Source organism: Solibacillus sp. FSL R7-0668 (genome assembly GCF_038006205.1).
In the GTDB taxonomy this organism is placed as follows: domain Bacteria; phylum Bacillota; class Bacilli; order Bacillales_A; family Planococcaceae; genus Solibacillus.
In genome coordinates this window covers 2,187,382-2,209,959 of record NZ_JBBOUU010000001.1, presented here as the reverse complement: position 1 = coordinate 2,209,959, position 22,578 = coordinate 2,187,382, and the positions used below count along the sequence as shown (strand labels likewise).

The window sequence follows — 22,578 nt, the reverse complement described above, 5'->3', positions numbered from 1 at the left end:
CCATGAACAAGGGAATTGCTAGATTTTTTTAAAATCGGATTACCCTTCAATATCCCGTCGATTATAGCCAATAAAACCAATCAGCATAAGACCAGCGCCGATGAAGAATAGAACAGCTAGTGTCCATACATTCAGATCTTCCATCGGATATTGAGGGATATGCCCGTATGGCGTGATATCACGCATCCATTGCGGTAAATTTAGCAGCCCTTGTAAATAATCAACGAGGAAGGAATACGTTAAGTAGAGCCAAATAAAGCCTGTTGCTCTTGGTAGCACGCCAATGAGCAGTACCGCAAGTCCAATCATCACCCAAAGCGCAGGGAAATAAACGATGGCCCCACTGAAAATGTCACCGAATGAAATCCCATCTTTCAAAACGACGGCACTCGCTGACCAAAGTCCAATCGCAGCAAGTGACAGCATGCCAAAGCTCGTCAGTATCGAAATGATTAAGGCACTGCCCATTAACCGTGTACGAGAGATGGCGCGACTGAGAAAATGCTCCGTACGTTTCTTTCGTTCTTCTCCAATGAGCTTGAGCGTGGTCATCAAAACGGGAATGGTACAGAGCATGGCCATAATCGAAAGAATCATCATCACAAATTGCTCTGTTAATGAGCCGCCTTTCATCGGTGCTAAAATTTCGCCCATAATATCAATGTCTTCCATAAAGGATTCTAAATCACCTAACACCGAGCCATAGGAGGCACCGAGTATAAAAATGCCGATTGCCCATGCAATGAGTGCTGTTCGCTGCAGTTTGAGCAGTAATCCAAGTGGACCTTGCAAAAAGGCGGATGCATGCGCGCTCCCTGGCTTGGCTGGTAGTAAGCCGGCACCTAAATCACGGGTCGCATTTAAATAAAGCGCGAGCAGTGCAAGAAGGATGGTGATTCCAACCGTAAGTGCAATGGGCCACCAAACATTATTGACAAATACTTGTGAGCCGACTACCCAACCAAATGGGGAAAGCCAAGACAGTGTTTCATTGCTAATATCTCCAATCGCACGTAGGAGGTAAGCGAAAATTAATACGCCAAAGGATAAACCAATTGTCCCGCGAGAACTTTCTGAAAGCTGCGCAAATACGGCGGTAAGCGCGGTGAAAAAAAGACCTGTAGCCCCTAAAGCAGCACCAAATAACAGTGAACCTTCTAAGCTCATGCCTTCAATCGTGAAAGCCGATAATCCAAAACCAATGACAAACGCTAACACAATATTTGTAGCAAATAATACGAGCATGGCGGCGAGTAAAGGAGATAAACGCCCTGTTGGAAGGGAGCGGATCATTTCAATTTGCCCATCCTCTTCAGCTGCTCTTGTATGGCGCGTCACCTGTAAAATGCTCATAATGGCAACGGCTATCGCTGTAAAAAGTAGCATTTGATGGGCCATCATAGCGCCAGCCGTATAATTTTCTAGGCCATATCCAGGACCTACCATCGCCGTCATTGCAGGATTTTTCATCGTTTCCGCTAATGCCTGCTGCTCTTGCTTCGTAGGGAAAAGCTCTGAAAATGAAAGAGCAACCGTAAATGTCAGCAGTGTCAAAGAGCCAATCCAAATAGGAAGACGAATCCGGTCTCTTTTCATCATACTACGCACTAATTGCCCTGTATTTTTATACAAATGCTTCGCCATTATGAAACACCCCCTGATTCATCAGAGCTCTCCTCATAATGACGCATGAATAAATCCTCCAAAGTGGGCGGTGCGCTTTCTAATCGAACAATACCAAATGAGCTAATATGCTTAATGACCGCATCGAGTGCATCCGAATCCGTTTGGAACGTAAGCACGCGCTCTTGCTTTTGAATATTATAGACACCTTTTATCGTGGCTAGGTCTGTTACCGGTTGTTTTGTTTCGATAAAGAAATTGGTACGTGTTAAATGGCGTAGCTCCTCTAATGTACCGGTTTCAATCATTTTCCCTTGGCGAATAATGCCGACTCGGTCACATAGCTTTTCAACCTCAGATAAAATATGGCTGGACAGTAAAACGGTTTTCCCTGCTTTTTTGGCATCGAGCACACATTGCTGAAAAATCATTTCCATTAATGGGTCCAGCCCTGAAGTCGGCTCATCTAAAATATAGAGGTCTGCATCTGAGGCAAAGGCCGCAATTAACGCTACTTTTTGGCGATTTCCTTTTGAATACGTTCGGCATTTTTTAGTCGTGTCGAGATTGAATTTTTCAATCAGCGCTTGTAGTCGGCCTTTATCGATTGCACCACGCATTTTCATCAATAAATCAATGACCTCACCACCCGTTAAGTTCGGCCATAAATTGACATCTCCCGGTACATAGGCAATGCGATTATGGATTTCAACGGCATCCTTCCAAGCATCCAGCCCAAAAATTTTTACGTCTCCTTCCGTCGCCTTTAAAATACCGAGCAGCACACGAATCGCGGTTGATTTTCCGGCACCATTCGGACCAATAAATCCAAAAACCTCTCCTTTCTTCAATTCCATATTGACACCATCTAATGCGGTGAAACGGCCAAACCTTTTCGTTACATTCGTTGCGCTTAATACGGTCATTTGATTGCCTCCGATTTAATTAAAAAGTTTTGAATTTTCAATGTTATTAAATTCATATTAAATGAAAGAAACGACCTTTGCGATAGTTTAGGAATGATTTATGTTGTTTCTTTGCAAAATAGGCTATACTTCAACCGTTTTGCCAATACCGAAGAGCTAATGTCATTCAGAAACTTGAAATTTATGTATAAAAAAACATGAAACTTTACGCTATAATATGATGTATTTACAGTAAGCAAAGTATGAGGAGGGCAACACAATGGCAAAGATGCAAGCATTTAACGAAGGGTTTGGTATTGAACAATTAATTGCTGCTTCTGAAGCTGCTCGTAATTTTTCAGGTTTAAGAAAAAGTGCAAAAATAGCGCCACGACTAATTCTTGAAAACAACAAACCAGATTCGGTTTTATTATCAATCGAGGATTATCAGTTAATGAAAGAAGCAATTGCGATGCTGCAAGAGGAAATTATTGAGCTGAAAATGGGAGAGCGCATACGTAAGGCTGAAGCGAACGGCGTAAAAAAGCATGATTTCAAAGATTTTGCGACAGATGAAGATAAAGAAATTTATCAAAAAGCAGCGAATTGGGATATTTCAGATGATGAATTATTTGAATGAAATGTCTGATAGTCGGAACTTTTTTTATAGTAAATTGAAAAATAGCAAATACACCAACTGTCTTTAATCGATATTGATTAAAGTCAGTTGGTAATTTTTTCTCAAAATGAGCGTATACAACGATGTTATATAGCTACAAATAAGCGCTTCAAATATTATTTCACACAAATATATTCCGAATAAATCCAGTTCGTTGTTTGCTCATTTTTTCCGTTTCGAACGCAATGGGCAAAAAGCGTATACATGAATTTTTTAATATTCCAATGCATGCGATAATGCTTTAAATCATCTTCATGTCTTGATTGCTGTAACTTTTGAAGCCAATATTTTAAAGAATCGTCGGAAAGCCCTTTTTCGCATAAGGCATCGAAAATAGGCATCATGCGCTCGTCTTCCTCGTCGATATAGGCATAATCGGTTTGCAAACATTTTTGCACGATAGTAAGCACGGCATCTAATGAGGAAACTTCATCAAATAAGGGATGGGAAACCGCCCGAGCAAGTAAATCACTCCCGTGTGCCACACTATGCGCCCAGCCCTTGTTTTCAATATAACCACGGTAATCGTACTCGAATTTTAAGTAATCGATGCTTTTAGTGAGTATTTGTATTGCCAATGGTTGCGGTAAAAATCGTTCGCTTTGGTCTTTGTATAACACGAGTTGAATAGCAAGTGCTGAAAAGGAACGCGTCAGCACCGCATCACTTTGCTGTTCGTTGATGTTGAAATAAAGATGCGCATCATCACAACAAGTTTCCGCAATGAAAATAAGCTGTGAATCCGTAAGATGATCATTTAAAATGAGCTCGCAAAAGCCGCTGTAAATGAGGGTATCTCGAATGTATGGATCGGGATTACCGATATTGTTTAACATATAAGAGAGTAATTGATCTAGATTTTCAAAGTTAGGATTAAATGATTTATTACTTATTTGTTCTAGTACTTTAATAGGTTGATTCATTTTTGAATATTCCTCCTGAATATAGTTCATAAAAACTTCTCAATATAGCAGCAAGTTTTGTCGTGTTTGTTAATGGTAAATAATGTTGTCCATGTTCAAGAAAGCAAACATGGGCATGGAGGAATTGCTTTATAAAATCATGTGCTTTTGATTTAGAAAAATCATCTGCTGAAGCATCAGCTATAACAAGCTGTATCGGAATTTCAGCTTGTTTTAAACAGTAATTTTTAGTCAAAAGTTCTTTAGAAAGAGAATTGTAGGCTATTTCGTCACAATGATGTGCATAAAAGCCATTATGTAAAATATAATTTCCTAAAAAATATTGTTCAAAATTCTCATATGCTTCCTTTTCCAAATGGGTCATAGAATGAGCTAATTCATGAACTGCGCTATGGATATCCTCGAAAGATTCAATATTGGAAGCAAGTTCTATGTCTTCGTGTTCCTCACCACATTCCCCTAAAAAATAATGCCCACCGTCTAATAACACAAGTGACTGAACCTTATGTGGGAACATGGTAGCGAATGCTTGAATCGCCCATGCGCCCAATGAATTTCCGATAAAATGGGCTTGTTTTATTTGCTGATCCATCAAAACCTCATTGATTAATTTACAAAATGTTGGTATTGAATCATCTGCTTGTCGTTGCTTATGACTACCGGGTAAATCAAAAACAATCCATTTTATATTGTTCATTTCATTTGCCAGATGAATAAACATTTCTTTCCGCTCACCTAAAGCAGGGATGGCAACTATCGCCATTGAACTGGTCGTATCTCCATAAATTGTCCACATCGTTAACTCTCCGTTCTAAAATGTAAGTAGATAACTCACAAGCGCATCAACCTTTTGAAAGCCGGTTTGATAATAGAGGCGATTGGCTTCCGTGTTCGTATTATTTACCGTTAATGTCACTTGCGTAATGGCTTCATTTTTAAAAATCAGTGTTAACGCCTCATTTAAAAGCTGTTTGCCAAGACCTTGCCCGCGGTAGTCCGGTGCAATTGCTATAAATTCTAAATGCGAAGATTGTTGCGTGTCATCGGTTTCAAAGTAGGCATAGCCTTGTACTCTATGATTTTCCTTCAATATAACAAGCTGATTCGCGCTGTGATGAAGCTTTACTACAATTGTTTTCGCACTATAATATGTATTCGGGAATTCCTGTGAATGAATGGCTTCAAATTGTGCGAAATCCTGTTTAGAATAGGGCTTGCTTTCAACCGCTTCAACAGGCTGAAAAGTTGCTTTTGCAAGTTTTAAATACAATTCGTCACTCGATTTTTTTGCCTCAATTGTATCCATAAATTGCTGCTGAAATGTATTTTCTTTATTAATAAAAAATATAAATTTCCTGATTTCATCAATTTTTGCAGTCGCAAAATGCCAAAGCTGTAGCTGGTTTTCGGCATGCTGTTCACTTGAAAACGGTCCCCAAACTTCGCCAATTCCGTCGTAAATATCAAAACCTACGAGTCCTGTAATATGACCTGCATGACGCGAAACAAAGATATTCACTTGGTTTTCTACGATAAAATCCTCGTGTAGGTCGTTTAAAATATCTTCTATTTCCGTATCACAAAATCCAATATGAAACTTCTTGTTAGTGTTTAGCGCGGCAATAAAGGCTGCCGCTTCTTCTAATTGATCAATTGTAAGCTGTTCAGAAGTGGTCATAGTAAACCCCCTAAATATTGTTAATGAATAGTATAACAAAATATGGAATGTTATGGGGCCTTTACCTTAAGTTGAGCATGACTTGCGGTTTTATTAAAAAGTGGTGGATATTTTTAGGTAGTCGCAAATATATGTTAAAAATCGCAAATATCTTCATAATTTCGCAAATAACCTATGGAAATCGCAAATATACCGGAAATTTCGCAAATAAAACTCAAAAGTCGCAAATAACTCCCCACACATCGAAGCGATACAGAAGATGATTAGATAAATCACCCCCATATTTATTATTTTAGAAACGACACTTTGAATTTATAAACGAAATAACATTTTGTTTATTATAATTAAAATTATTTTAATTTTGTTTACAATTAAATAAATATATAGTATAAATTTTTGTAGAGGTGATTAATTTGGATATTCAGAATATTTCGGTTGATGTGTTGGAGAAGGGCTATGAACTGCGCGAGGATTGTTATGAATGCTTATTTTGCTCACAGCAATATGATGCACATGAAGTATTTCCATATGAGGGGCGCTTTTTCACAGCGGAGGGCATGATGAAAAAGCATCTAGAACAAGTACATCGTTCACCATTTCATGCGTTGCTGGCGCTTGATAAAAAGGTGACGGGCTTATCCGATGTGCAAATTGATATGCTGCAATACTTTTTTGAAGGAAAGTCGGATCAGGAAATTGTCGCAGCGAGTAATTTGACGAGTGTCTCAACGGTTCGACAGCATCGATTTAAGCTACGTGAAAAGGAAAAGCAAGCCAAAATTTTTATCGCGTTAATGCAGCTCATGAAAAATCCAGAGCACTACGCGATTCATAAAGGGGCGAGACAAGTGGATGAACGTTATGGGATTGAAGAAAATGAACGTGAAAAGGTGTTAGCAACGTATTTCAAAAATGGGTTAGATGGTGGGATTGATACGATTCCAAGTAAGGAAAAGAAAAAGCTGATTCTATTGCAGCATATTTTAAAGCGCTTTGAAACGGACAAACATTATGCTGAAAAAGAAGTAAATGAAATATTAAAAACCGTCCATGTCGATTTTGTCTCATTGCGCCGGCATTTAATTGAGTACGGCTTTATGGAGCGCAGTAATGACGGTTCGGAATATTGGGTGAAGAAATAGGGGGATACTTAGATGAATGTGGAATTGACGCGCTATCGTGTAAAGCCTGGTAAAACTGCCAAAGTGCAAGAATGGTTAAATTTTTTGAATGCGCATATGGAAGATGTACTTGTTACACTTGAAGGTGAAAAAATGTATGTGGAAACGATTTTTCATGAAATTTTGAATGGTGAAGAGTATTTATATTGGTATTCCGTTCATGGAGAAGGTGGAGCGAATGTTGATGATTCAACTCATTGGATCGATATAAAGCATCTAGAATACTGGGATGAATGCATTGATGAAAGCTTTGGCTCTGTTGATTTAACTACAAAAGTCGTGATGATTCCAAAAAAAATTCGTGCCAGTATGGTTGATTAAGGCATTGGGGCTATACGACCAATTCAGATTCCGCCACTTCTACTTAACAAAGATTTAACACGCATCATGGTAAACTAAACAATAGAGGTGTTTACGATATGAGAATACTTGTAGTGGAAGATGAAATCGATTTACAGGAGGCGATTACAGAGGGGCTTCGAATCGAAGGCTATGCAGTCGATACTTGTAGTAATGGCGATGATGCGTATGAGCTGGCCTACGTTGGCGACTATGATTTAATATTATTGGATATCAATCTGCCTAAAATGGACGGCTTTGAGGTGCTAGAAAAAATTCGAGCACATAATAATGACGTAAAAGTGCTCATTCTTAGTGCAAGGGGCAGTGTACTTGATAAAGTCAAAGGATTAGACATCGGGGCGAACGATTATTTAACAAAACCATTTGCCTTTGCGGAATTGGAGGCACGAATCCGAAATTTAATCCGGCGCAAATTTGTACAGGAAAATAACCGTTTAGCTTGCGGGGATATAAGTATGGATTTATCAAAACGAATGGTCTTTGTCGGTAAAAATGAACTAAACCTGACGAAAAAAGAATTGGCATTGCTTGAATATTTCCTGCTTCATCAGGAAAAGGTGGTCAGTCAAGAAGAATTGATTGAGCATGTTTGGGATGCTAGTGCGGATAGCTTTAGTGGCGCGATTCGAGTGCATATCGCAACCTTAAGAAAAAAAGTGAAGGCGCTTTTAGAGTATGATCCAATCCGTACAAAGATTGGAGAGGGCTACTATATGTCGAAAAATGTGGGTGATAACTAATGTTTAAACAAATGCCCATACGGCTACGACTTACGGCAATGATGGTCATTTTGCTAACCCTTTGCTGTGTTGGGCTTACGGTCATTCTCAATCTGTCTGCTGGCAATATGGCGACAAAAATTGATGCAGTTGCTACCTCTTCAACGCCGGCTCAACAGGTGGATAAGAAAGGGGAGGCAATGGACAGCTTCCAAACAACATCAAGTGAAATGCCCCTTACTCCGTCGATCAATGCACAAGAAGCAAGAACGGATTTTCAGTTTGAAAGTATGCTGTATATGCTTGTCGTCATTGTTGTCGGTGGCACATTGACTTACTATGTATCGGGCAAGGTACTAAAGCCGCTCACGACGTTGAACCGTCAAATTCAGAATCGAACGGTGCATAATTTATCTGAATCGATGGACATACCACCAACACATGATGAGATTGCGGAACTAACACAATCGTTTAATGAAATGATGGATAAACTAAACGCTGCATTTATGATGCAAAGGCGTTTCTCTGCCGATGCAGCACATGAGCTCCGAACGCCACTCGCGGTTTTAACAACAAAAATCGACGTATTTAAAAAGAAAAATACCCATTCTATCGAACAATATGATGAGCTAATTACTATTTTTGAAAAGCAAACAAAGAGATTATCCGAGCTTGTCGTGACCTTATTAGAAATGACCAATATGAATGATGAATTTGAGAAGGAAACCATTCATTTGAAGGCGATTTTACAAGAGGTGGTGGCTGAACTTTCACCGATTGCGGATGAAAAGGAGATTCAGCTTTATTTGGAAGGCGAGGATCACAAAGTACTAGGAAATATCGATTTACTTTATCGCGCGTTTTATAATATTGTGGAAAATGGGATTAAATATAATCATGCTGGCGGCGCGGTAAACATCCAAGTTCAATCAAGGGATCATCAAATTATGGTGGCAATAAAGGATACGGGCATTGGTATTTCAGATGAGGAAATTAAGAATATTTTTGAGCCGTTTTATCGGGTCGATCAATCACGCTCTCGTGCAATGGGGGGCTCGGGCTTAGGGCTAGCCATTGTGGAGGGGATTATTAACAAGCACAATGGGAAAATTACAGTGACAAGCAATGAAGCTGGTGGGACGTGCACGTGCTTCCAAATTTTTCTTGAGCAAGCATAGGATAAGCGCGGATTCCTCTTAACATGAATTTAACACCGGTTGTTTTATAGTGGTGATATCCAATAGAACAGGTAGGGCTACCACATTCTATTTGGAGACTAAAACCTGGTAGGAGGAAATAAAAATGAAGAAAAAAACAGTAGTGACGTCAATGGTGTTCGGCTTATCAATCGTTGCAGGCTCAGCTTATGCTGCGAGTAATACAGATATGTGGGGCGCTGCACAGTCTAGTGAACCGGTCAACTTAGAAGAGATGGCAACGGAGCAAGGCATCACAGTCGATGAATTAATTGCACAGCTTGAAAAAGAAGGCAAGCTAACAGAGGCAGCTAGTGTAACGGATTCTGTGCAAGCAGAAGGTGCAATGGTGTCAAACACAGCTGAAAACGCTGGTGGCATGACAAATTCAAGTGAAGCACTTAGCTTAGAAGAGCTAGCTAAAGAACAAGGTATTACAGTCGATGAATTAAAGGCACAGCTTGAAGAACAAAGCAAATCGGTAGAAGCAGTGCCAGTAGTACCATCAACAGAAGCTAAATAATTAGTAAATTTTAAGGGCTCCCAATTAGTTGAAGTAACCAACTTTCTGATAAATTTCAGAGGGTTGGTTTTTTTCATATCTCGCAATTTAGCCTCCAAGTATCATCAAAATACAAAACATCAAAACCGCAACGAATAAAAAGGTGAGTGCTGCACATAATCGTTTTTGATCACGCGTTTGTCGTTTATCAATCATTTTCTGAATCAAGTTTGCGTACGCATAAAATAAGCAAATAGCTAAAAGTGCTGGTAAAAAAATAATCATCATGAGCATGTTTTCAACCACCTTCCTCGTTCAACTTCCCTAAATACTCCCGAATCACCACGACATCTGGTGGGCTGATATGCTCCGGCAGCGCATCTAAATGAAAGAATTGTAAATCTTTCACTTCTTCAGGATCACAGCGCAAGACACCACTATAGTCAGTACATATATAGGCTGTCGAGACGATATACACTTCGTCACCATGTGGATATTGATAGTAAAATTCTTTGCCAGAGAAAATAGCAAATAGCTTTAAATGATGTGCAGTGAGACCTGTTTCCTCATACATTTCACGTAAGGCAACTTCTTCTAACGTTTCACCTAATTCCATTGAGCCGCCTGCTAAACCCCAACAGCTATTGTCAATTCGGTGCTGCATTAATAGCTCGTCATGTTCATTGAAAATTAATACACGGGCACCAACCATAATAATCGGGTCGGTGCCAATTTTTTTACGTAAATTCATGATATAACCCACATTCACAACTCCTTTTGTCTATTATTTACAAAAGACGTTTTGAAAAAGAGTTAGTTCCTTATATTTACAGCCAACGCTCAATACAAGTAATTGTTTTTTCAAACGTATTGACACGAATCTTTTTACCGATCGCTAATGGAAACATTGGGTGCGTATGTGAACAATCCACTTCTGCTAAAATCGGAATGGATTTGCCATCAAGCTGCTCTAAAAGCAGATCAAGCGATGTTCTGCCAGTGCCCTCATCATCAAAAAGCTCATGCTTCCCGAGAATGATTGCAGCTACCTTATCAAAAATGCCGTGTAGCTTCAGCATGGCAATGTTCTTTTCAACAGTTGCTGCATCTTTTAGTGAATCTTCAATAAGCAAAATGTCACCATGCTTGATTTCAGGGAAATACGGGGTGCCGATAAAGCCGTACATCGTGTTGTTATTTCCACCGATTAAGCGTCCTTCGACGATGCCTTCATTAACTGCAATCCATTCATTTTCATAAAGTGTTTTTGGCTTTTCATATTCAAGCCAGTTAAGTCTTTCATCTGACCAAAAGGCGGATTTTTTAATCGTATACGGTAGAATGGGATGACAAAAATAGCGTTCGAAATAATCGTACGTATCGTGAACAAGCGGCTCAAACTCACCAAAAGAAGGAATGAGAGCTGGTCCATAAAAGGTTGGGATATTTGTTTTCGCAAAGAGTGCTAGTAAAATCGCCGTTGTGTCTGAATACCCAACAACCATTTTAGGTGCGTATCGAAATGCCTCATAATCGATATAAGGTAGTAGACTGTTTGAGTTTGTCCCACCAATCGTAGACATGATCATTTTGATGGAAGGGTCTCGTAAAAGGGCATTCAATTCTTCAGCGCGGGCCTTTGGAGTACCAGATCGATAGAAATCTTCCTTCCCCGTTAAACTTCCTTCAACAATTTCAAACCCCTTTTCTTCCAAAAAAGCTTTCGCACGCGTGTAACGTTTTTTTTCGAATACGGTTGCAGGGTATGATGAAGAAAAAATACCGATTTTATCACCTTTTTGTAATGGCTGAAACATTTCATTCACCTAACTTTCTTTAAATGTTGACATGACTTTTTCATAATCAAACAGTGTTAACTTATCAGAAATTTGATGTTCACCGACTTTGACATAGCCTAATTTTTCATAAAAATGATGATTCCGCGTATTTAAATGCGGCGTATCAAGTGTCCAACTCCGGGCATCAGGGAATTTATCTTCAATAAGCTGCATAATTTGTGAACCGAGTCCTTTATTTTGAAAAGCATCGGCAATAAAAATTCGGTTGAGACGGTAATGGCTATTTGCTAGCTTGCGAATATCAATGCCACCAATAATTTCCTTATCTACCCAAATTGTAAAGTGTTCGAACTGTTGGATTTTAAAGTGTAAACGTTCCAGCGTTTCATTCACAGGACTTGAAGTGATGTCTTCATATGTTAATAAATCCGCTTGAAACGCTTGTTTTTGAATTGCCAATAGGGTGGGTGCTTCCTGCTGTGTTGATTCAGTCAGTTTTAAAGTCACCTACTATTCTCCTTTATAAATCGAGTAAATAGGGAATGAAAGCTTTATCAAGGCTATCGAAAGGATTTATTTCCTCAGTCATATCCCAAAGCATAGTTTTTTCGATTTCATCATTTTTAATAAATGGTTGCAATGTTTGAACTTCCGTCATGTACACAGGATTAAATTTCAGTTTACCGCTTAAGTCATTTTTCGATTTAACTAAACCTATAAATCTAAGATCGTAAACTATTTGCCCAGTTTCCTCGTAAAGCTCACGCATCGCACATTGCTTAGCTGATTCATGTAATTCTCGTTTACCAGCAGGGAATTCCCATTGATTACGCCACTTGTTATAGCAAATTAAAAATTTACCTGAACATTTTACGATAGCATAGGAACCTGCAATCGGTGAATAGTTGTCCATTTCATGCTCATGAATTACTAAAAAATCGATAAACTGATATGAATTCATTTTCAAGTTTTTTCTCCATTAATTATCTTTGTTTGTTAAAATTATACAGTATAATGAAAATCGTGAAAATGGAGAAAATCATAATGTAAAAATACATTTGTCTCTTTAGTAAAATATCTTTTCTACCATCATTAACTAACACAATTTGAATGCCTAATAAACGCCAAAGTTAAAAATATTGCGAGGGGGAAGCTAATTATTTTGATTAGCAAGAAGATAAATGAAAAACATTCAAAAAATATATGAACATGCACAACAAATGACGCATAAAGGGAATGCAGCATCTTACATCCCAGCATTAGCCAAAGAAGATCCAACCATGCTTGCGGTGAGCCTCATGTCAATGAACGAACAAATCGAGCTTGGAGATTGCAAAAAAACGTTTACGCTTCAAAGTGTTGTTAAGGTGCTAAGTTTTATGGTAGCAGCAAATCATCATGGGATAGAGGAAATCATGCGTTATGTAGATGTCGAGCCAACAGGAGATTCATTTAACTCGATTGTGCGCCTTGAAAGTAACAATAACAAGCCGTTCAATCCGATGATTAACGCAGGTGCAATTACTATAGCCTCTTTATTGCCCGGGGAATCAATGTTTGAGCGGGTAAAATCCGTAACTGCTTTCATAGAAAAAATATTAAGCAAACAAGTATCGGTCAATAATGAAGTATTTATGTCAGAATATCATTCTGCTGATTATAACCGTGCCATTGCCTACATTTTACAGGCAAATGGCTTTTTAAAATCCGATGTTGAAGAAGCGCTCCAAGTCTATTTACAGCTTTGTTCGATTTCAGTGAATGCTTCAGATTTAGCAAAAATCGCGTTGTATTTAGCGACAAATGGTCAAAACAGTGAAGCCGTGTGCAGCAAACAAGTAATCAATATTGCCAAAGCATTAATGATGACATGTGGCATGTACAATTTTTCAGGGAAATTCGCTGCATTCGTTGGTTTACCAGCCAAAAGTGGGGTATCTGGTGCCATTATTGCCGTCGTAAAAGAGGGAGAAATTGAGCAATTAAAGGGGCCGATTGGGATTGGACTTTATGGACCAGCAATTGATGATGTTGGCAACAGTGTTGCGGGCATTGATTTTTTAACAGAAATGTCGAAGCAGTATGAGTTATTTTGTTTATGAGAAGAAGCCTGCATGTGATGTGCAGGCTTTTAGGCGTTCTATTCGTTTGGCATAAATAATTTTCACTTACCTTACATCGCGCTGAAAACTCAGGGGGAAAATCGGTAAGTGAAAACATGCTAAAACAAAACATCCATTTTAAAGCGAATAATTAGATCCTCCGAGCCATTTTGTTCAACTATTTCGTTGATTGTTGGGGGAACTCCATAAATTATCTGAATATATGTGAAATTATGGGTAGATAAACTGTATACTAACAATAAAGATAAAAAGGGGTGGTCAAAATAAAAGGAACTTTAGTTTTGGGGAATATCATCTTAAGTGGTATTGTTGCATTTTTAATTTCTTGGTTCTTTGCGGAGGGTGCAATAGGCGATGCGAATTCGATTATGCCAGCATTCTTTTTCACTTTTCTAATCTGGGCAATTTGTGCATTATTGATTTGGAAAACCTCTTCTAAAGGAAAATTAGAAAATACGTCTTATATAAAAATAGTATTTGGTGGGCTTTTACTCTGGATAATGATTCCTATCGGATTGGTGATCTCAAATTTCTTTATATAAAAAATGGTTGAAATAAGCGAATTTGCTATTGCGGTTCAATTTGATTTATGAAATTTACAGTGCTTAAAACAAAAGGGGGACGGGGATTGTGGGAATAAGATTAGAAAAAGCAATTGATTTACGGGAAAATGGAAATTATAAAGAATCTAATGAATTACTACTGGAACTAGTGCAGGATTTCCCTGAAAATGCATCGATTAACTATCAATGTGCCTGGAGTTTTGATTTATTAGGAAAAGAATTACAGGCAGTCCCCTTTTATGAGAAAAGTATTCAATTAGGCTTGTCTTCGAAGGAATTAGAAGGAGCTTTATTAGGATTAGGGAGTACGTATAGGACATTAGGAGAATATGAAAAATCAAAAAATGTATTTTTAAAGGGAATTGAATTATTCCCAAATAACAGGGCTATTCAGACATTTTATTCGATGACGTTATATAATTTGAATGAACATACCAAAGCAATGGAATTATTACTTAACTGTTTAATTAATACAACAACGGATGATGAAATACTTAAATATAAAAAAGCAATAGATTTCTATTCAGATAAATTAGATACTGTTTGGAAATAAAAAGCAAAAATGCACTCGGATTATCGTATAAATTCTGTAAATTATCAAATGTAACAAACTTAGAGGGGGAATGGATATGATCATTCGAACAGCAAAACAAGAAGATGCACCCAATATCGCAAAAGTACATGTGGATAGCTGGCGCACGACCTATAAAAATATTATTCCACAAAGCTTTTTAGACAAGCTAAGCTATGAACAACGGACAACGCTTTGGCAAAATAATTTGGCCAATCCTGCTAGAAATGTATTTGTTGCAGAGGAAAACGAGGAAATTATCGGCTTTGTTGTAGGGGAAAAGCGCGATACAAATACAGAGCCGGGTGCTACCGATTTATCGGCCATTTATTTATTAGAACAGTGGCAAGGGAAGGGCGTCGGAAAGCTTTTATTAAAACAGATCATGCATACATTTAAAGATCAAGGCTTTCATAAAGTATATGTCGAGGTATTAGCAGACAATACGTCACGTGAGTTTTACAAATACTACGGCGCGGAGTATTTGAAAACCATTTCAATTACGTTTGATGGAGTACCAATCGACGAAGAAGTGTATGTGTGGAACAGTGTGGATACGGTGTTAGAAAAATTATCGTAATACTATTTTAAGAAAAGAAGGCGAGTCTATGTGGAAACAGCATATCATTGAAACCAAGCGTGGAACATTTGAATATTTTACAAAAGGGCAAGGTGCACCTCTTGCAATTACGCATTATTTTTCACAATTTGATGCACGGGGCAATTTATTTGCCAATCCGTTTACAGCGCATTATGTGGTGTTTTTAATCAATGTGCGCGGTGCAGGAAATTCATCACCAGTCACAGCAGATAATCAAATGGCTTTTTCAGAAATCATCAAGGATTTAGAGGCAATTCGCGAGGCATTAGGCTTTGAAAAATGGGCATTTGCCGGGCATTCTACAGGTGGCATGCTGGCATTACAATATGCGATTTTAGCACCACACGCTTTAACGAAAATAATTGCGGGCTGTACAGCGGCGAGTAAGGCTTATGCAAGTCACCCTGAAAGCATGTATTGCGCGGACAATCCGAATTTTGCGCGCATCATAGAAATTATGGAGCTCTTAAATAACCCCGCTACACCTGTGGAACAACGCCAAAAGCTCTCGTATGAATGGTCATTAATGTCGTATTACAATGAGGAAAAATTAAAGCTGACACTATCCCTTCCGAACAGTGGCAAAACAGTCGGTCCAGCGCTTGATTATTTTAGAAAAGTAGAAGTGAAAAATTATGATGTTCGTTCAGCATTAGCAAACATTACGATTCAAAGCTATATATTTGGCGGCCGCTATGATGCACAATGTCCAATTGAGTTTACATATGAAATAGCCAAATTGTTACCACATGCACAGTTAACCGTATTTGAACAATCCAATCACAATCCTTATATTGAAGAGCTGGAGCAATTTGAAGCGTTTGTGAAGGAAACGGTAGAAAGTGTGTGAGGCAAAAGATTGAATAAAGGGGCAGCATTTTCAACTGAATTATAGCTGCTCCTTATCTGTAATATCTCCGCTACGATCTACCCAAATACGAAATGGCTGTCCCTCTATTTCAACAACTAATACAAATTCTAGAAACCATTCTCCCCATGCACCTGTTTGATTGATCGTTACAATGTTTTCGATGCCCGAATTTTTTTCAATTACCTTACTTTTTACATCGTTCATTATTATAGTAGGAACTAAATAATAGATTATTAAGAATACGAAAACGAGACTAGTTATTCCAAATATGACTTTTTTCAATTATTTCACCCCTTTTGTGTTAGGAATTTCTATAATTATAGACGCATAAAGCAAAATGAAGATACATTAATCGCATCGAAACCTTGATTTGGTGGTGTACCTAATATATGTTAAATTAATATTCAATTACATAAATGTTGTTTAAATAGTTTTGTGGAGGGTTTTAATGAACATAACAGAGGCATGCGGCAAGGTGAGGATAGGGGATTTTGAATTTTATGGTCAAATTGAAACGGATAAATTCTGTCCCAAATGCAAGTTTAATTTAGTATATTACGATGATTTTGATAGTTATTTTTGTGATAAATGTAATCGTTGGATGGAATCAAATTGTGGTGATCCTACTTGCAAATATTGCGCCAAACGACCAGAAACCCCATTAAATCACAAATAGTGAAATCAAAGCAAAATCCTACTTAGGTATCACTGGAATGATAATGATGCAATGAAAAAAATAATGATTTCGAATGGATGTATTCAAAATGAAAGTACATTAATTTCTTTAGAATATACTGCTGATAAGTAAAGTTTTCAATAAGTACTTGTTATTTTTTGTGAAAGTGGTTATTCTTGTAAGAATGTTTAAACTTTGTAGAAAATGCTAGTTTCTAGAGTATAACGATTTTTGAGTTTACGTGCGAATTTTCCAGGTTTACGTGCGAATTTTCCAGGTTTATGTGCGGTTTTACGCCAGATACGTGCGATATTTTAAATTTACGTGCGTTTTTTGAGAAATGCGTGCGATTTTAGCCTATTTCCGTGCGAGTGCCCGAAAATACCCAATATTTCCTCGGTTTTAAATCATATTAAATGAAACTACAAGTCATCCCCAACGTATGGTGATGATTCATCTTCCTACCAAAACTAAAATGTTATTTATTGTGAATCAAGTGAGTCAATTATGTACCTATTCGATCATGATACAAGGAATGACTTGGAGGAGATACGAGTGTAAGTTTAACTACCTTTTAATTTTTTTTACAAGAAAGGGTAGTGAAGATGAGAAAATCGTTTCATTTTTTATGGATTAGTCAGCTATTCGCAAATTTAGGTGACGTTTTATATATTGTTGGGTTAATTTCTATTTTATATCAAGCAAGCGAATCGCCATTCTATATGGCATTATTACCATTTTTAAATATGACTGGTCGCATGATTAGTAGCAGTCTTGCACCACTGCTATTCAATCGTTACCGCCTAAAACAATTGCTTGTCATTTCACAAGCATTCAAAACAATTTTGTTGTTGATTTTGGCAGTAGCATCACTTTTTCAATTATCATTATTTTTTATATTCATCATCATTTTTACGGTTGCTTTTTTAGATGGGCTTGCACTTCCAGCTAGCACCGCGCTTCTCCCTCGAATCGTAGAAAAGGGACAGCTTCTACGGGCAAATGGTATTTTATCCATGCTGAATGAATTGACACAGCTTGGTGGTTGGGCACTTGGTGGGATACTTGTGGCAGCGACAAGTGGAGAAATGGTCATTTGGATGACGTTGCTATTATTTGTCCTATCGACCCTATTTATTATTCTCATAAAAGATTCCAAGCCATTCGAAAGAAAAAAGAACGTTACGAAAAAACAACAATTAACGGAGGGATTTAGTTTGATTTGGGAAAATCATTCCTTCCGTACAATTCACGTAATGATTATTTTTGAATCCATTGCAAATGTCGTTTGGGTTGCAGCTATTATGTATCTTTTTGTTGCCGATGTATTACATGCATCTGAGGCATGGTGGGGGTATATTAATACTGCTTTCTTTATGGGCTTGCTAATCGGTGGCTTTATTTGTACCAAATTCGAACAAGTTTTTGAGAGAAATTTAAAAAACATTGTGATCATTTCATCATTCGCCGTTGCGCTTGTACTGTTAGCATTTGGATTAAACGAAGTGGCGGTCGTAGCACTACTATTAAGCGCATTATTTGGTGTTTTTGACCAATTCAAAGGGATCCTACTTGGCACATGGCTTCAATTAAAGGCAACAGATGATCAGCTCATAAAAGTGTATAGTGCCCAAGGTGTTTTAACATCGCTACTATTTGGCTTATCAACCTTGTTAGCTGGGGCGTTAGCAACTATCATCTCTGTACAATGGCTCTTCATTGGTGCAGGGGTACTTTTACTACTGTCTGCAATCTACTTTAGTTGTGTGAGAAAACGATTTGAATAGATCGTTTCAAATGAATGGTTGGAAACAAAATAAAAACAGGCTCGATTCCGCTAATTTGGAATCGAGCCTTTCTACCTTACAAATGTAAGTATTACTTATTCAGTTCCTTATATAAAACATATTTTAAAGCGGAAATTTCTTCTTCAGATAGTGTACCTTCAATTTCGGATAATACGTCATCCTTACTCATGGAACCGTTTTGCGCTTGTTCCTGAATAGCAAGTAAACGATTAACGCCCACTTTTGTTATTAACAGACGTGTCGCTTCTTCCTTCGTTTGGAAGGGCAGGGTATCGGGATTTATCGTTGCTGCCTCGCGTACAATTTCTTGAACCTGCGAATCGTTCTCGATATAGGATTTTACTTCTTGTAGATTTTCGTCATCCAAAGTAGCTTCCACTTTTTCGATTATTTTTTCTGAAGCAATATTGGTCCCAAAAAGCCACACAGCATAGCCAGCTGCTCCTAGAATAATAAGAATCATTGCGGTAATTGTTAAAAACTTCTTCATCAACTCACTCCTGACACTTTGAATATAGCACAACTTTTCAATAACGACGAAGAAAATGGAACGTAGGTTGCTAGGAGGTAATACAATTGGTATATTTAGTTAAATAATGTAAATCAAAGGGTGTGAATTAGGTGAAAAGAATAATCGGATGCTTAGGCCTTATGTTTTTTCTCTCTGCTTGCTCAGATAATAACTCAAAAAATAATGATGAAGTAAATGCTTTGACACAGCCTTCAGAACAACAAAGCGCTGAAATTGACACATTAGAAAAGCAGAATGAGGCACTTCAGGCAGAGTTGGAGCAGATTCAAACAGATTTGAACTATAAGAAAGAGGAAGCGGATTTTTATAAGCAATTGATGAATGACCTGATGGAAGGCTATAGCGATGCTCAATTACAAGAGGTAGCAATTAAGTTATGGGACTATCAACTGCAAGTAAATGACGTAACGGTTCTGCCAAATGGTATTGTTGAAATACAAGAAAATTCAATTGAGATTTCGTTGACAGAAGGGCAGCCCGTCTATCAAGTGTTACCCAATGAAATCTTTATGCAAGGGAAATTAAGTGGCGATTATATGGAACATTTAAAACTGAATGGTAAACCTACTGAAACAACGGTTACAGATGGCACCGTTGTCACAGGAATCCATCATAAATATGTAGATGTAGCGGAAGGGGCGACTTTTACATTGACAATTACGGAAGAATTGAAACAACGACTAGGGCTAGAGACTACTCAGATTACTATTCACAATCGATAAATGTAACAATCCGATTTAAATTGTGGGGACTGCGGGGAGAACGCCACATCGTGCAGGCCCAGTTCCCAATGGCTATTAAGAATTTGCCAGCTATCAAAAAGTGAGGACAATTTACTTGAAATTATACCTACCGGGGTATATATTATAAATAAGCTACTTATAGAACACATATTGTTCACAGCATAAGTGAGCAAATAAATGATTTCGTCATGAAATATTAAAAATTTTAGGAGGCTATACGTATGGCAATTGTACATGCAACAGATCAAACATTTGAAAAGGAAATTTTAGAGGGAGCGGTATTAGTCGACTTTTGGGCTCCTTGGTGCGGACCATGTCAAATGATTGCGCCAGTCCTTGAGCAATTAGATGCAGAAATCGGTCACGAAGTAAAAATCGTAAAAGTAGATGTAGATGAAAACCAAGTGACAGCTGGACAATATGGCATTATGTCGATTCCATCTCTGTTATTATTTGTAGACGGAGAAGTGAAGGCAAAAACAGCAGGCTTTATGCCAAAAGAAGCGTTAATCGAGTTCATTAACGACAATAAATAAAAATGTGAAGAGGGTGTCCGAAAAGAAATTTTGGGACACCCTTTTTATACAAAATCAGTTTTAGATAGCGAAAGGAATGTTTAAGATGAACCAGTGGGATGAAAAATTCAAATCAGCTACGTATTTTTACGGAACGAAACCGAATGCATTTGTAGAGCAACAAGTAAATGTCTTTGGACAATCGAAACAGATTGCCTGTTATGCGGAAGGTGAAGGCCGAAATGCCGTTTTTTTAGCAGCAAAGGGGCATGATGTGACGGCATTTGATTATGCACAGGAAGGGTTACAGAAAACGGCAGCATTAGCGAAGTCACAGGATGTACAGGTGAAGACAGAGCTAAAAGATTTAATTCAAGACACTTTAGAAGAAAATGTATATGACGGAGCGGTCATGATTTTTGGCCATTTTGCTAAAGCGGATCAATCCGAAGTGTTAGATAAAATTGTGGGTTCATTAAAGGCGGGGGGTATCTTTTTAATGGAAGTGTATGAAGATGCACAATTGCGCTATCAAACTGGTGGCCCAAAGGATATCGACTACTTATACAACGAATCCGCACTAAAGAATTGGGCAAGCCAACATGAAATCCTTCATTTCGCATGTGTAGAAGTAGAGCGAGTGGAAGGCATTGGTCATAACGGGAGAAGTAAAGTTCTTCAATTGATAGTGAAGAAAAGAATGTAAAGGGATGAAACGACTTTTCGTCACGGGATTTTAAAGCTCATCACTGTCATTTCTCTATGAATTTGGTGAGCTCGGCCAATCTGCTTTGTGCGGCGGGAGAGATATTTGCGACTTTTGAATTTTATTTGCGAAATTTCCGAAATATTTGCGATAAATGTGTTTTATTTGCGAAATTTCGGGGTTATTTGCGAAATTCAACAGATATTTGCGAATCCCCAAAAATCCCCATTTCCCATTCGATTAAACCGCATACCCCCAGAAAAAAATTTCAAAATAGTAATCGCTTACAAAATTGACATTCACCAAATGATGGAATAATCTGAAAATATACCGTCTGGAGGTGCGTCTTAATGAAGCGTTTAACGGATCCGAAGCCATTTAAAGAAGTGATTCCGAGAGTGTTGCAAATGATTTTGAATGTTGGTTTAACGGTGCTTGCGTTAGCTTTATGCGTCATGCTCATAATTGAAATGGTGGAATTTTTAAAGTTTATTGTTGCTGGTGAAAAGCAGGAATACAAATATTTTTTAGCAAAAATTCTCGTATTCTTCCTGTACTTTGAGTTCATCACGATGATTGTGAAATACTTTAAAGAGGATTATCACTTCCCGCTTCGTTATTTTATGTATATTGGGATAACGGCAATGCTGCGACTCATTATCGTCGAGCATGAGTCTGCAATGGACACACTCATTTTTGCGGCAGTTATATTAATTTTAATTATTGGTTACTATATTATTAATGTCACGCCGAGGGAGCGACCATTGAGAAAAACATAAATTTCTGCCTACTTGTATGCTTGCGAGTAGGCTTTTAAAGTTGGATGAAACTTGATATCATAAATAGATTAATTCGTTAAGAAAAGGTGGAAGATGAAAAATTTTTATCATAGTTTAATCATGTGGATACCATTTGTACTGTTCTTTTCCTGTGCAGCATTTGGCGTAGAACTAATAGAAGGGAATAAAATAATGACATCGGAATATTTTGGTCCTTTATTATTTATTGACGTATCTTTAATTGTCATGTTATATCCCATTTCATTTTTACCTCTAACCTTTCTCATCAGTAAATATTTAAAAAAACCAGCGATCAAAATGATTCTATTTACTTTTTTCGGAGGGGGAATAGGGGCATTATTTTTTGAAATCATCTATGATGCGCGGTTTGTAGAAGAATTTAATCTAAGTATTATTACCTCAATTCTTCTGTTTAGTGTGGCAGGTGTAATTTTTTCGTTGGTTGAAACGGTTATTAAGAAAAATATAAGATTTGTTTGAGCATCGTTTTGTTAGGTTGAT

General features: G+C 37.8%; 30 protein-coding genes. 18 read left to right on the top strand and 12 right to left on the bottom strand.

The annotated features are described in order from the left end of the window. Positions 1 to 39: 39 nt before the first annotated feature. Both MKX47_RS10785 and MKX47_RS10780 read right to left on the bottom strand, forming a co-directional pair. Positions 40 to 1,644 carry an ABC transporter permease gene (locus MKX47_RS10785; protein ID WP_340773913.1) on the bottom strand — a complete coding sequence of 535 codons (1,605 nt, stop codon included), beginning with the start codon at positions 1,642 to 1,644 and terminating at the stop codon, positions 40 to 42. Beyond that, positions 1,644 to 2,549, bottom strand: a complete 906-nt coding sequence (locus MKX47_RS10780) for an ABC transporter ATP-binding protein (RefSeq protein WP_340773911.1) — start codon at positions 2,547 to 2,549, stop codon at positions 1,644 to 1,646. Before MKX47_RS10780 ends, MKX47_RS10785 begins: the two co-directional genes overlap by 1 nt. A gap of 259 nt (positions 2,550 to 2,808) precedes the next feature. Here MKX47_RS10780 and MKX47_RS10775 point away from each other — a divergent pair, with 259 nt between their 5' ends. Continuing rightward, complete coding sequence (locus MKX47_RS10775) at positions 2,809 to 3,168, top strand: hypothetical protein (RefSeq protein ID WP_340773909.1); 360 nt, start codon at positions 2,809 to 2,811, stop codon at positions 3,166 to 3,168. A 155-nt stretch (positions 3,169 to 3,323) separates the two neighbouring features. Here MKX47_RS10775 and MKX47_RS10770 read toward each other — a convergent pair whose 3' ends face one another. Genes MKX47_RS10770 through MKX47_RS10760 form a run of 3 tightly spaced genes read right to left on the bottom strand, consistent with a single transcriptional unit; the run spans position 3,324 to position 5,808 of the window. Further along, the gene (locus MKX47_RS10770) at positions 3,324 to 4,130 is read right to left on the bottom strand and encodes a DUF2785 domain-containing protein (RefSeq protein ID WP_340773906.1); all 807 of its coding nucleotides are present in this window, start codon (positions 4,128 to 4,130) and stop codon (positions 3,324 to 3,326) included. Further along, entirely contained in the window at positions 4,114 to 4,926 is an 813-nt protein-coding gene (locus MKX47_RS10765; protein ID WP_340773903.1) for an alpha/beta fold hydrolase, read from the bottom strand. Before MKX47_RS10765 ends, MKX47_RS10770 begins: the two co-directional genes overlap by 17 nt. Positions 4,927 to 4,941: 15 nt before the next feature. Continuing rightward, complete coding sequence (locus MKX47_RS10760) at positions 4,942 to 5,808, bottom strand: GNAT family N-acetyltransferase (protein WP_340773901.1); 867 nt, start codon at positions 5,806 to 5,808, stop codon at positions 4,942 to 4,944. A 413-nt stretch (positions 5,809 to 6,221) separates the two neighbouring features. Here MKX47_RS10760 and MKX47_RS10755 point away from each other — a divergent pair, with 413 nt between their 5' ends. From MKX47_RS10755 to MKX47_RS10735, 5 genes are all read left to right on the top strand, one after another. Further along, positions 6,222 to 6,950 (top strand): DUF2087 domain-containing protein, encoded by a 729-nt coding sequence (locus tag MKX47_RS10755; RefSeq protein WP_445683588.1) that lies wholly within the window; start codon positions 6,222 to 6,224, stop codon positions 6,948 to 6,950. 12 nt (positions 6,951 to 6,962) lie between these two features. Next, a complete protein-coding gene (locus MKX47_RS10750) occupies positions 6,963 to 7,310 on the top strand; it encodes a DUF6176 family protein (RefSeq protein WP_340773897.1) in 348 nt (115 codons plus the stop codon). Between the two features lie 98 nt (positions 7,311 to 7,408). Continuing rightward, on the top strand, positions 7,409 to 8,092 hold the full coding sequence (locus MKX47_RS10745; protein WP_340773895.1) for a response regulator transcription factor: 684 nt from the start codon (positions 7,409 to 7,411) through the stop codon (positions 8,090 to 8,092). Continuing rightward, positions 8,092 to 9,249 carry a sensor histidine kinase gene (locus MKX47_RS10740; RefSeq protein ID WP_340773892.1) on the top strand — a complete coding sequence of 386 codons (1,158 nt, stop codon included), beginning with the start codon at positions 8,092 to 8,094 and terminating at the stop codon, positions 9,247 to 9,249. The genes MKX47_RS10745 and MKX47_RS10740 overlap by 1 nt, the downstream gene beginning before the upstream one ends. 124 nt (positions 9,250 to 9,373) lie before the next feature. Beyond that, positions 9,374 to 9,790, top strand: a complete 417-nt coding sequence (locus MKX47_RS10735) for a hypothetical protein (RefSeq protein ID WP_340773890.1) — start codon at positions 9,374 to 9,376, stop codon at positions 9,788 to 9,790. Between the two features lie 87 nt (positions 9,791 to 9,877). Here MKX47_RS10735 and MKX47_RS10730 read toward each other — a convergent pair whose 3' ends face one another. The 5 genes from MKX47_RS10730 to MKX47_RS10710 all read right to left on the bottom strand — a co-directional run bounded on the left by MKX47_RS10730 (position 9,878) and on the right by MKX47_RS10710 (position 12,529). Continuing rightward, the gene (locus MKX47_RS10730; protein WP_340773888.1) at positions 9,878 to 10,063 is read right to left on the bottom strand and encodes a hypothetical protein; all 186 of its coding nucleotides are present in this window, start codon (positions 10,061 to 10,063) and stop codon (positions 9,878 to 9,880) included. 4 nt (positions 10,064 to 10,067) lie between these two features. Beyond that, positions 10,068 to 10,532, bottom strand: a complete 465-nt coding sequence (locus tag MKX47_RS10725; protein ID WP_340773886.1) for an NUDIX hydrolase — start codon at positions 10,530 to 10,532, stop codon at positions 10,068 to 10,070. Positions 10,533 to 10,596: 64 nt separating this feature from the next. Then, positions 10,597 to 11,586, bottom strand: coding sequence for a S66 family peptidase (locus tag MKX47_RS10720; protein ID WP_340773883.1), 990 nt, complete (start codon positions 11,584 to 11,586; stop codon positions 10,597 to 10,599). Between the two features lie 9 nt (positions 11,587 to 11,595). Next, positions 11,596 to 12,075, bottom strand: a complete 480-nt coding sequence (locus MKX47_RS10715; protein ID WP_340773881.1) for a GNAT family N-acetyltransferase — start codon at positions 12,073 to 12,075, stop codon at positions 11,596 to 11,598. A gap of 13 nt (positions 12,076 to 12,088) precedes the next feature. Then, the gene (locus MKX47_RS10710) at positions 12,089 to 12,529 is read right to left on the bottom strand and encodes an NUDIX hydrolase (RefSeq protein WP_340777791.1); all 441 of its coding nucleotides are present in this window, start codon (positions 12,527 to 12,529) and stop codon (positions 12,089 to 12,091) included. A 220-nt stretch (positions 12,530 to 12,749) separates the two neighbouring features. Between MKX47_RS10710 and glsA the strand changes: the two genes are divergently transcribed. The 5 genes from glsA to MKX47_RS10685 all read left to right on the top strand — a co-directional run bounded on the left by glsA (position 12,750) and on the right by MKX47_RS10685 (position 16,276). Then, positions 12,750 to 13,670 carry a glutaminase A gene (gene glsA, locus MKX47_RS10705; RefSeq protein WP_340773878.1) on the top strand — a complete coding sequence of 307 codons (921 nt, stop codon included), beginning with the start codon at positions 12,750 to 12,752 and terminating at the stop codon, positions 13,668 to 13,670. Positions 13,671 to 13,945: 275 nt separating this feature from the next. After that, positions 13,946 to 14,233 (top strand): hypothetical protein, encoded by a 288-nt coding sequence (locus MKX47_RS10700; protein WP_340773877.1) that lies wholly within the window; start codon positions 13,946 to 13,948, stop codon positions 14,231 to 14,233. An 88-nt stretch (positions 14,234 to 14,321) separates the two neighbouring features. Beyond that, positions 14,322 to 14,807 (top strand): tetratricopeptide repeat protein, encoded by a 486-nt coding sequence (locus MKX47_RS10695; RefSeq protein WP_340773875.1) that lies wholly within the window; start codon positions 14,322 to 14,324, stop codon positions 14,805 to 14,807. Positions 14,808 to 14,883: 76 nt separating this feature from the next. Next, a complete protein-coding gene (locus MKX47_RS10690; RefSeq protein WP_340773873.1) occupies positions 14,884 to 15,405 on the top strand; it encodes a GNAT family N-acetyltransferase in 522 nt (173 codons plus the stop codon). Between the two features lie 28 nt (positions 15,406 to 15,433). Then, the gene (locus tag MKX47_RS10685; protein ID WP_340773871.1) at positions 15,434 to 16,276 is read left to right on the top strand and encodes an alpha/beta fold hydrolase; all 843 of its coding nucleotides are present in this window, start codon (positions 15,434 to 15,436) and stop codon (positions 16,274 to 16,276) included. A 39-nt stretch (positions 16,277 to 16,315) separates the two neighbouring features. Here the strand turns inward: MKX47_RS10685 and MKX47_RS10680 are convergent, their stop codons facing one another. Continuing rightward, complete coding sequence (locus tag MKX47_RS10680) at positions 16,316 to 16,579, bottom strand: hypothetical protein (protein ID WP_340773869.1); 264 nt, start codon at positions 16,577 to 16,579, stop codon at positions 16,316 to 16,318. Between the two features lie 166 nt (positions 16,580 to 16,745). On the opposite strand from MKX47_RS10680, the gene MKX47_RS10675 reads away from it, so the two are divergent. Together MKX47_RS10675 and MKX47_RS10670 are read left to right on the top strand one after the other, a co-directional pair. Further along, positions 16,746 to 16,973 (top strand): hypothetical protein, encoded by a 228-nt coding sequence (locus tag MKX47_RS10675; protein ID WP_340773866.1) that lies wholly within the window; start codon positions 16,746 to 16,748, stop codon positions 16,971 to 16,973. A 605-nt stretch (positions 16,974 to 17,578) separates the two neighbouring features. Then, entirely contained in the window at positions 17,579 to 18,760 is a 1,182-nt protein-coding gene (locus tag MKX47_RS10670) for an MFS transporter (RefSeq protein ID WP_340773864.1), read from the top strand. Between the two features lie 91 nt (positions 18,761 to 18,851). Here the strand turns inward: MKX47_RS10670 and MKX47_RS10665 are convergent, their stop codons facing one another. Then, the gene (locus MKX47_RS10665; protein ID WP_340773862.1) at positions 18,852 to 19,271 is read right to left on the bottom strand and encodes a hypothetical protein; all 420 of its coding nucleotides are present in this window, start codon (positions 19,269 to 19,271) and stop codon (positions 18,852 to 18,854) included. Positions 19,272 to 19,402: 131 nt separating this feature from the next. Between MKX47_RS10665 and MKX47_RS10660 the strand changes: the two genes are divergently transcribed. The 5 genes from MKX47_RS10660 (at position 19,403) to MKX47_RS10640 (ending at position 22,557) form a co-directional block, all read left to right on the top strand. After that, positions 19,403 to 20,035 carry a hypothetical protein gene (locus MKX47_RS10660; RefSeq protein WP_340773860.1) on the top strand — a complete coding sequence of 211 codons (633 nt, stop codon included), beginning with the start codon at positions 19,403 to 19,405 and terminating at the stop codon, positions 20,033 to 20,035. A 242-nt stretch (positions 20,036 to 20,277) separates the two neighbouring features. Then, positions 20,278 to 20,592: a thioredoxin gene (gene trxA / locus MKX47_RS10655; protein WP_340773859.1), complete on the top strand. Its 315-nt coding sequence runs from the start codon at positions 20,278 to 20,280 to the stop codon at positions 20,590 to 20,592. Positions 20,593 to 20,677: 85 nt separating this feature from the next. Further along, the gene (locus MKX47_RS10650) at positions 20,678 to 21,277 is read left to right on the top strand and encodes a class I SAM-dependent methyltransferase (protein WP_340773857.1); all 600 of its coding nucleotides are present in this window, start codon (positions 20,678 to 20,680) and stop codon (positions 21,275 to 21,277) included. 350 nt (positions 21,278 to 21,627) lie between these two features. Beyond that, entirely contained in the window at positions 21,628 to 22,056 is a 429-nt protein-coding gene (gene psiE / locus MKX47_RS10645; RefSeq protein ID WP_340773855.1) for a phosphate-starvation-inducible protein PsiE, read from the top strand. A gap of 93 nt (positions 22,057 to 22,149) precedes the next feature. Then, a complete protein-coding gene (locus MKX47_RS10640; RefSeq protein ID WP_340773853.1) occupies positions 22,150 to 22,557 on the top strand; it encodes a hypothetical protein in 408 nt (135 codons plus the stop codon). Positions 22,558 to 22,578: the final 21 nt, after the last annotated feature.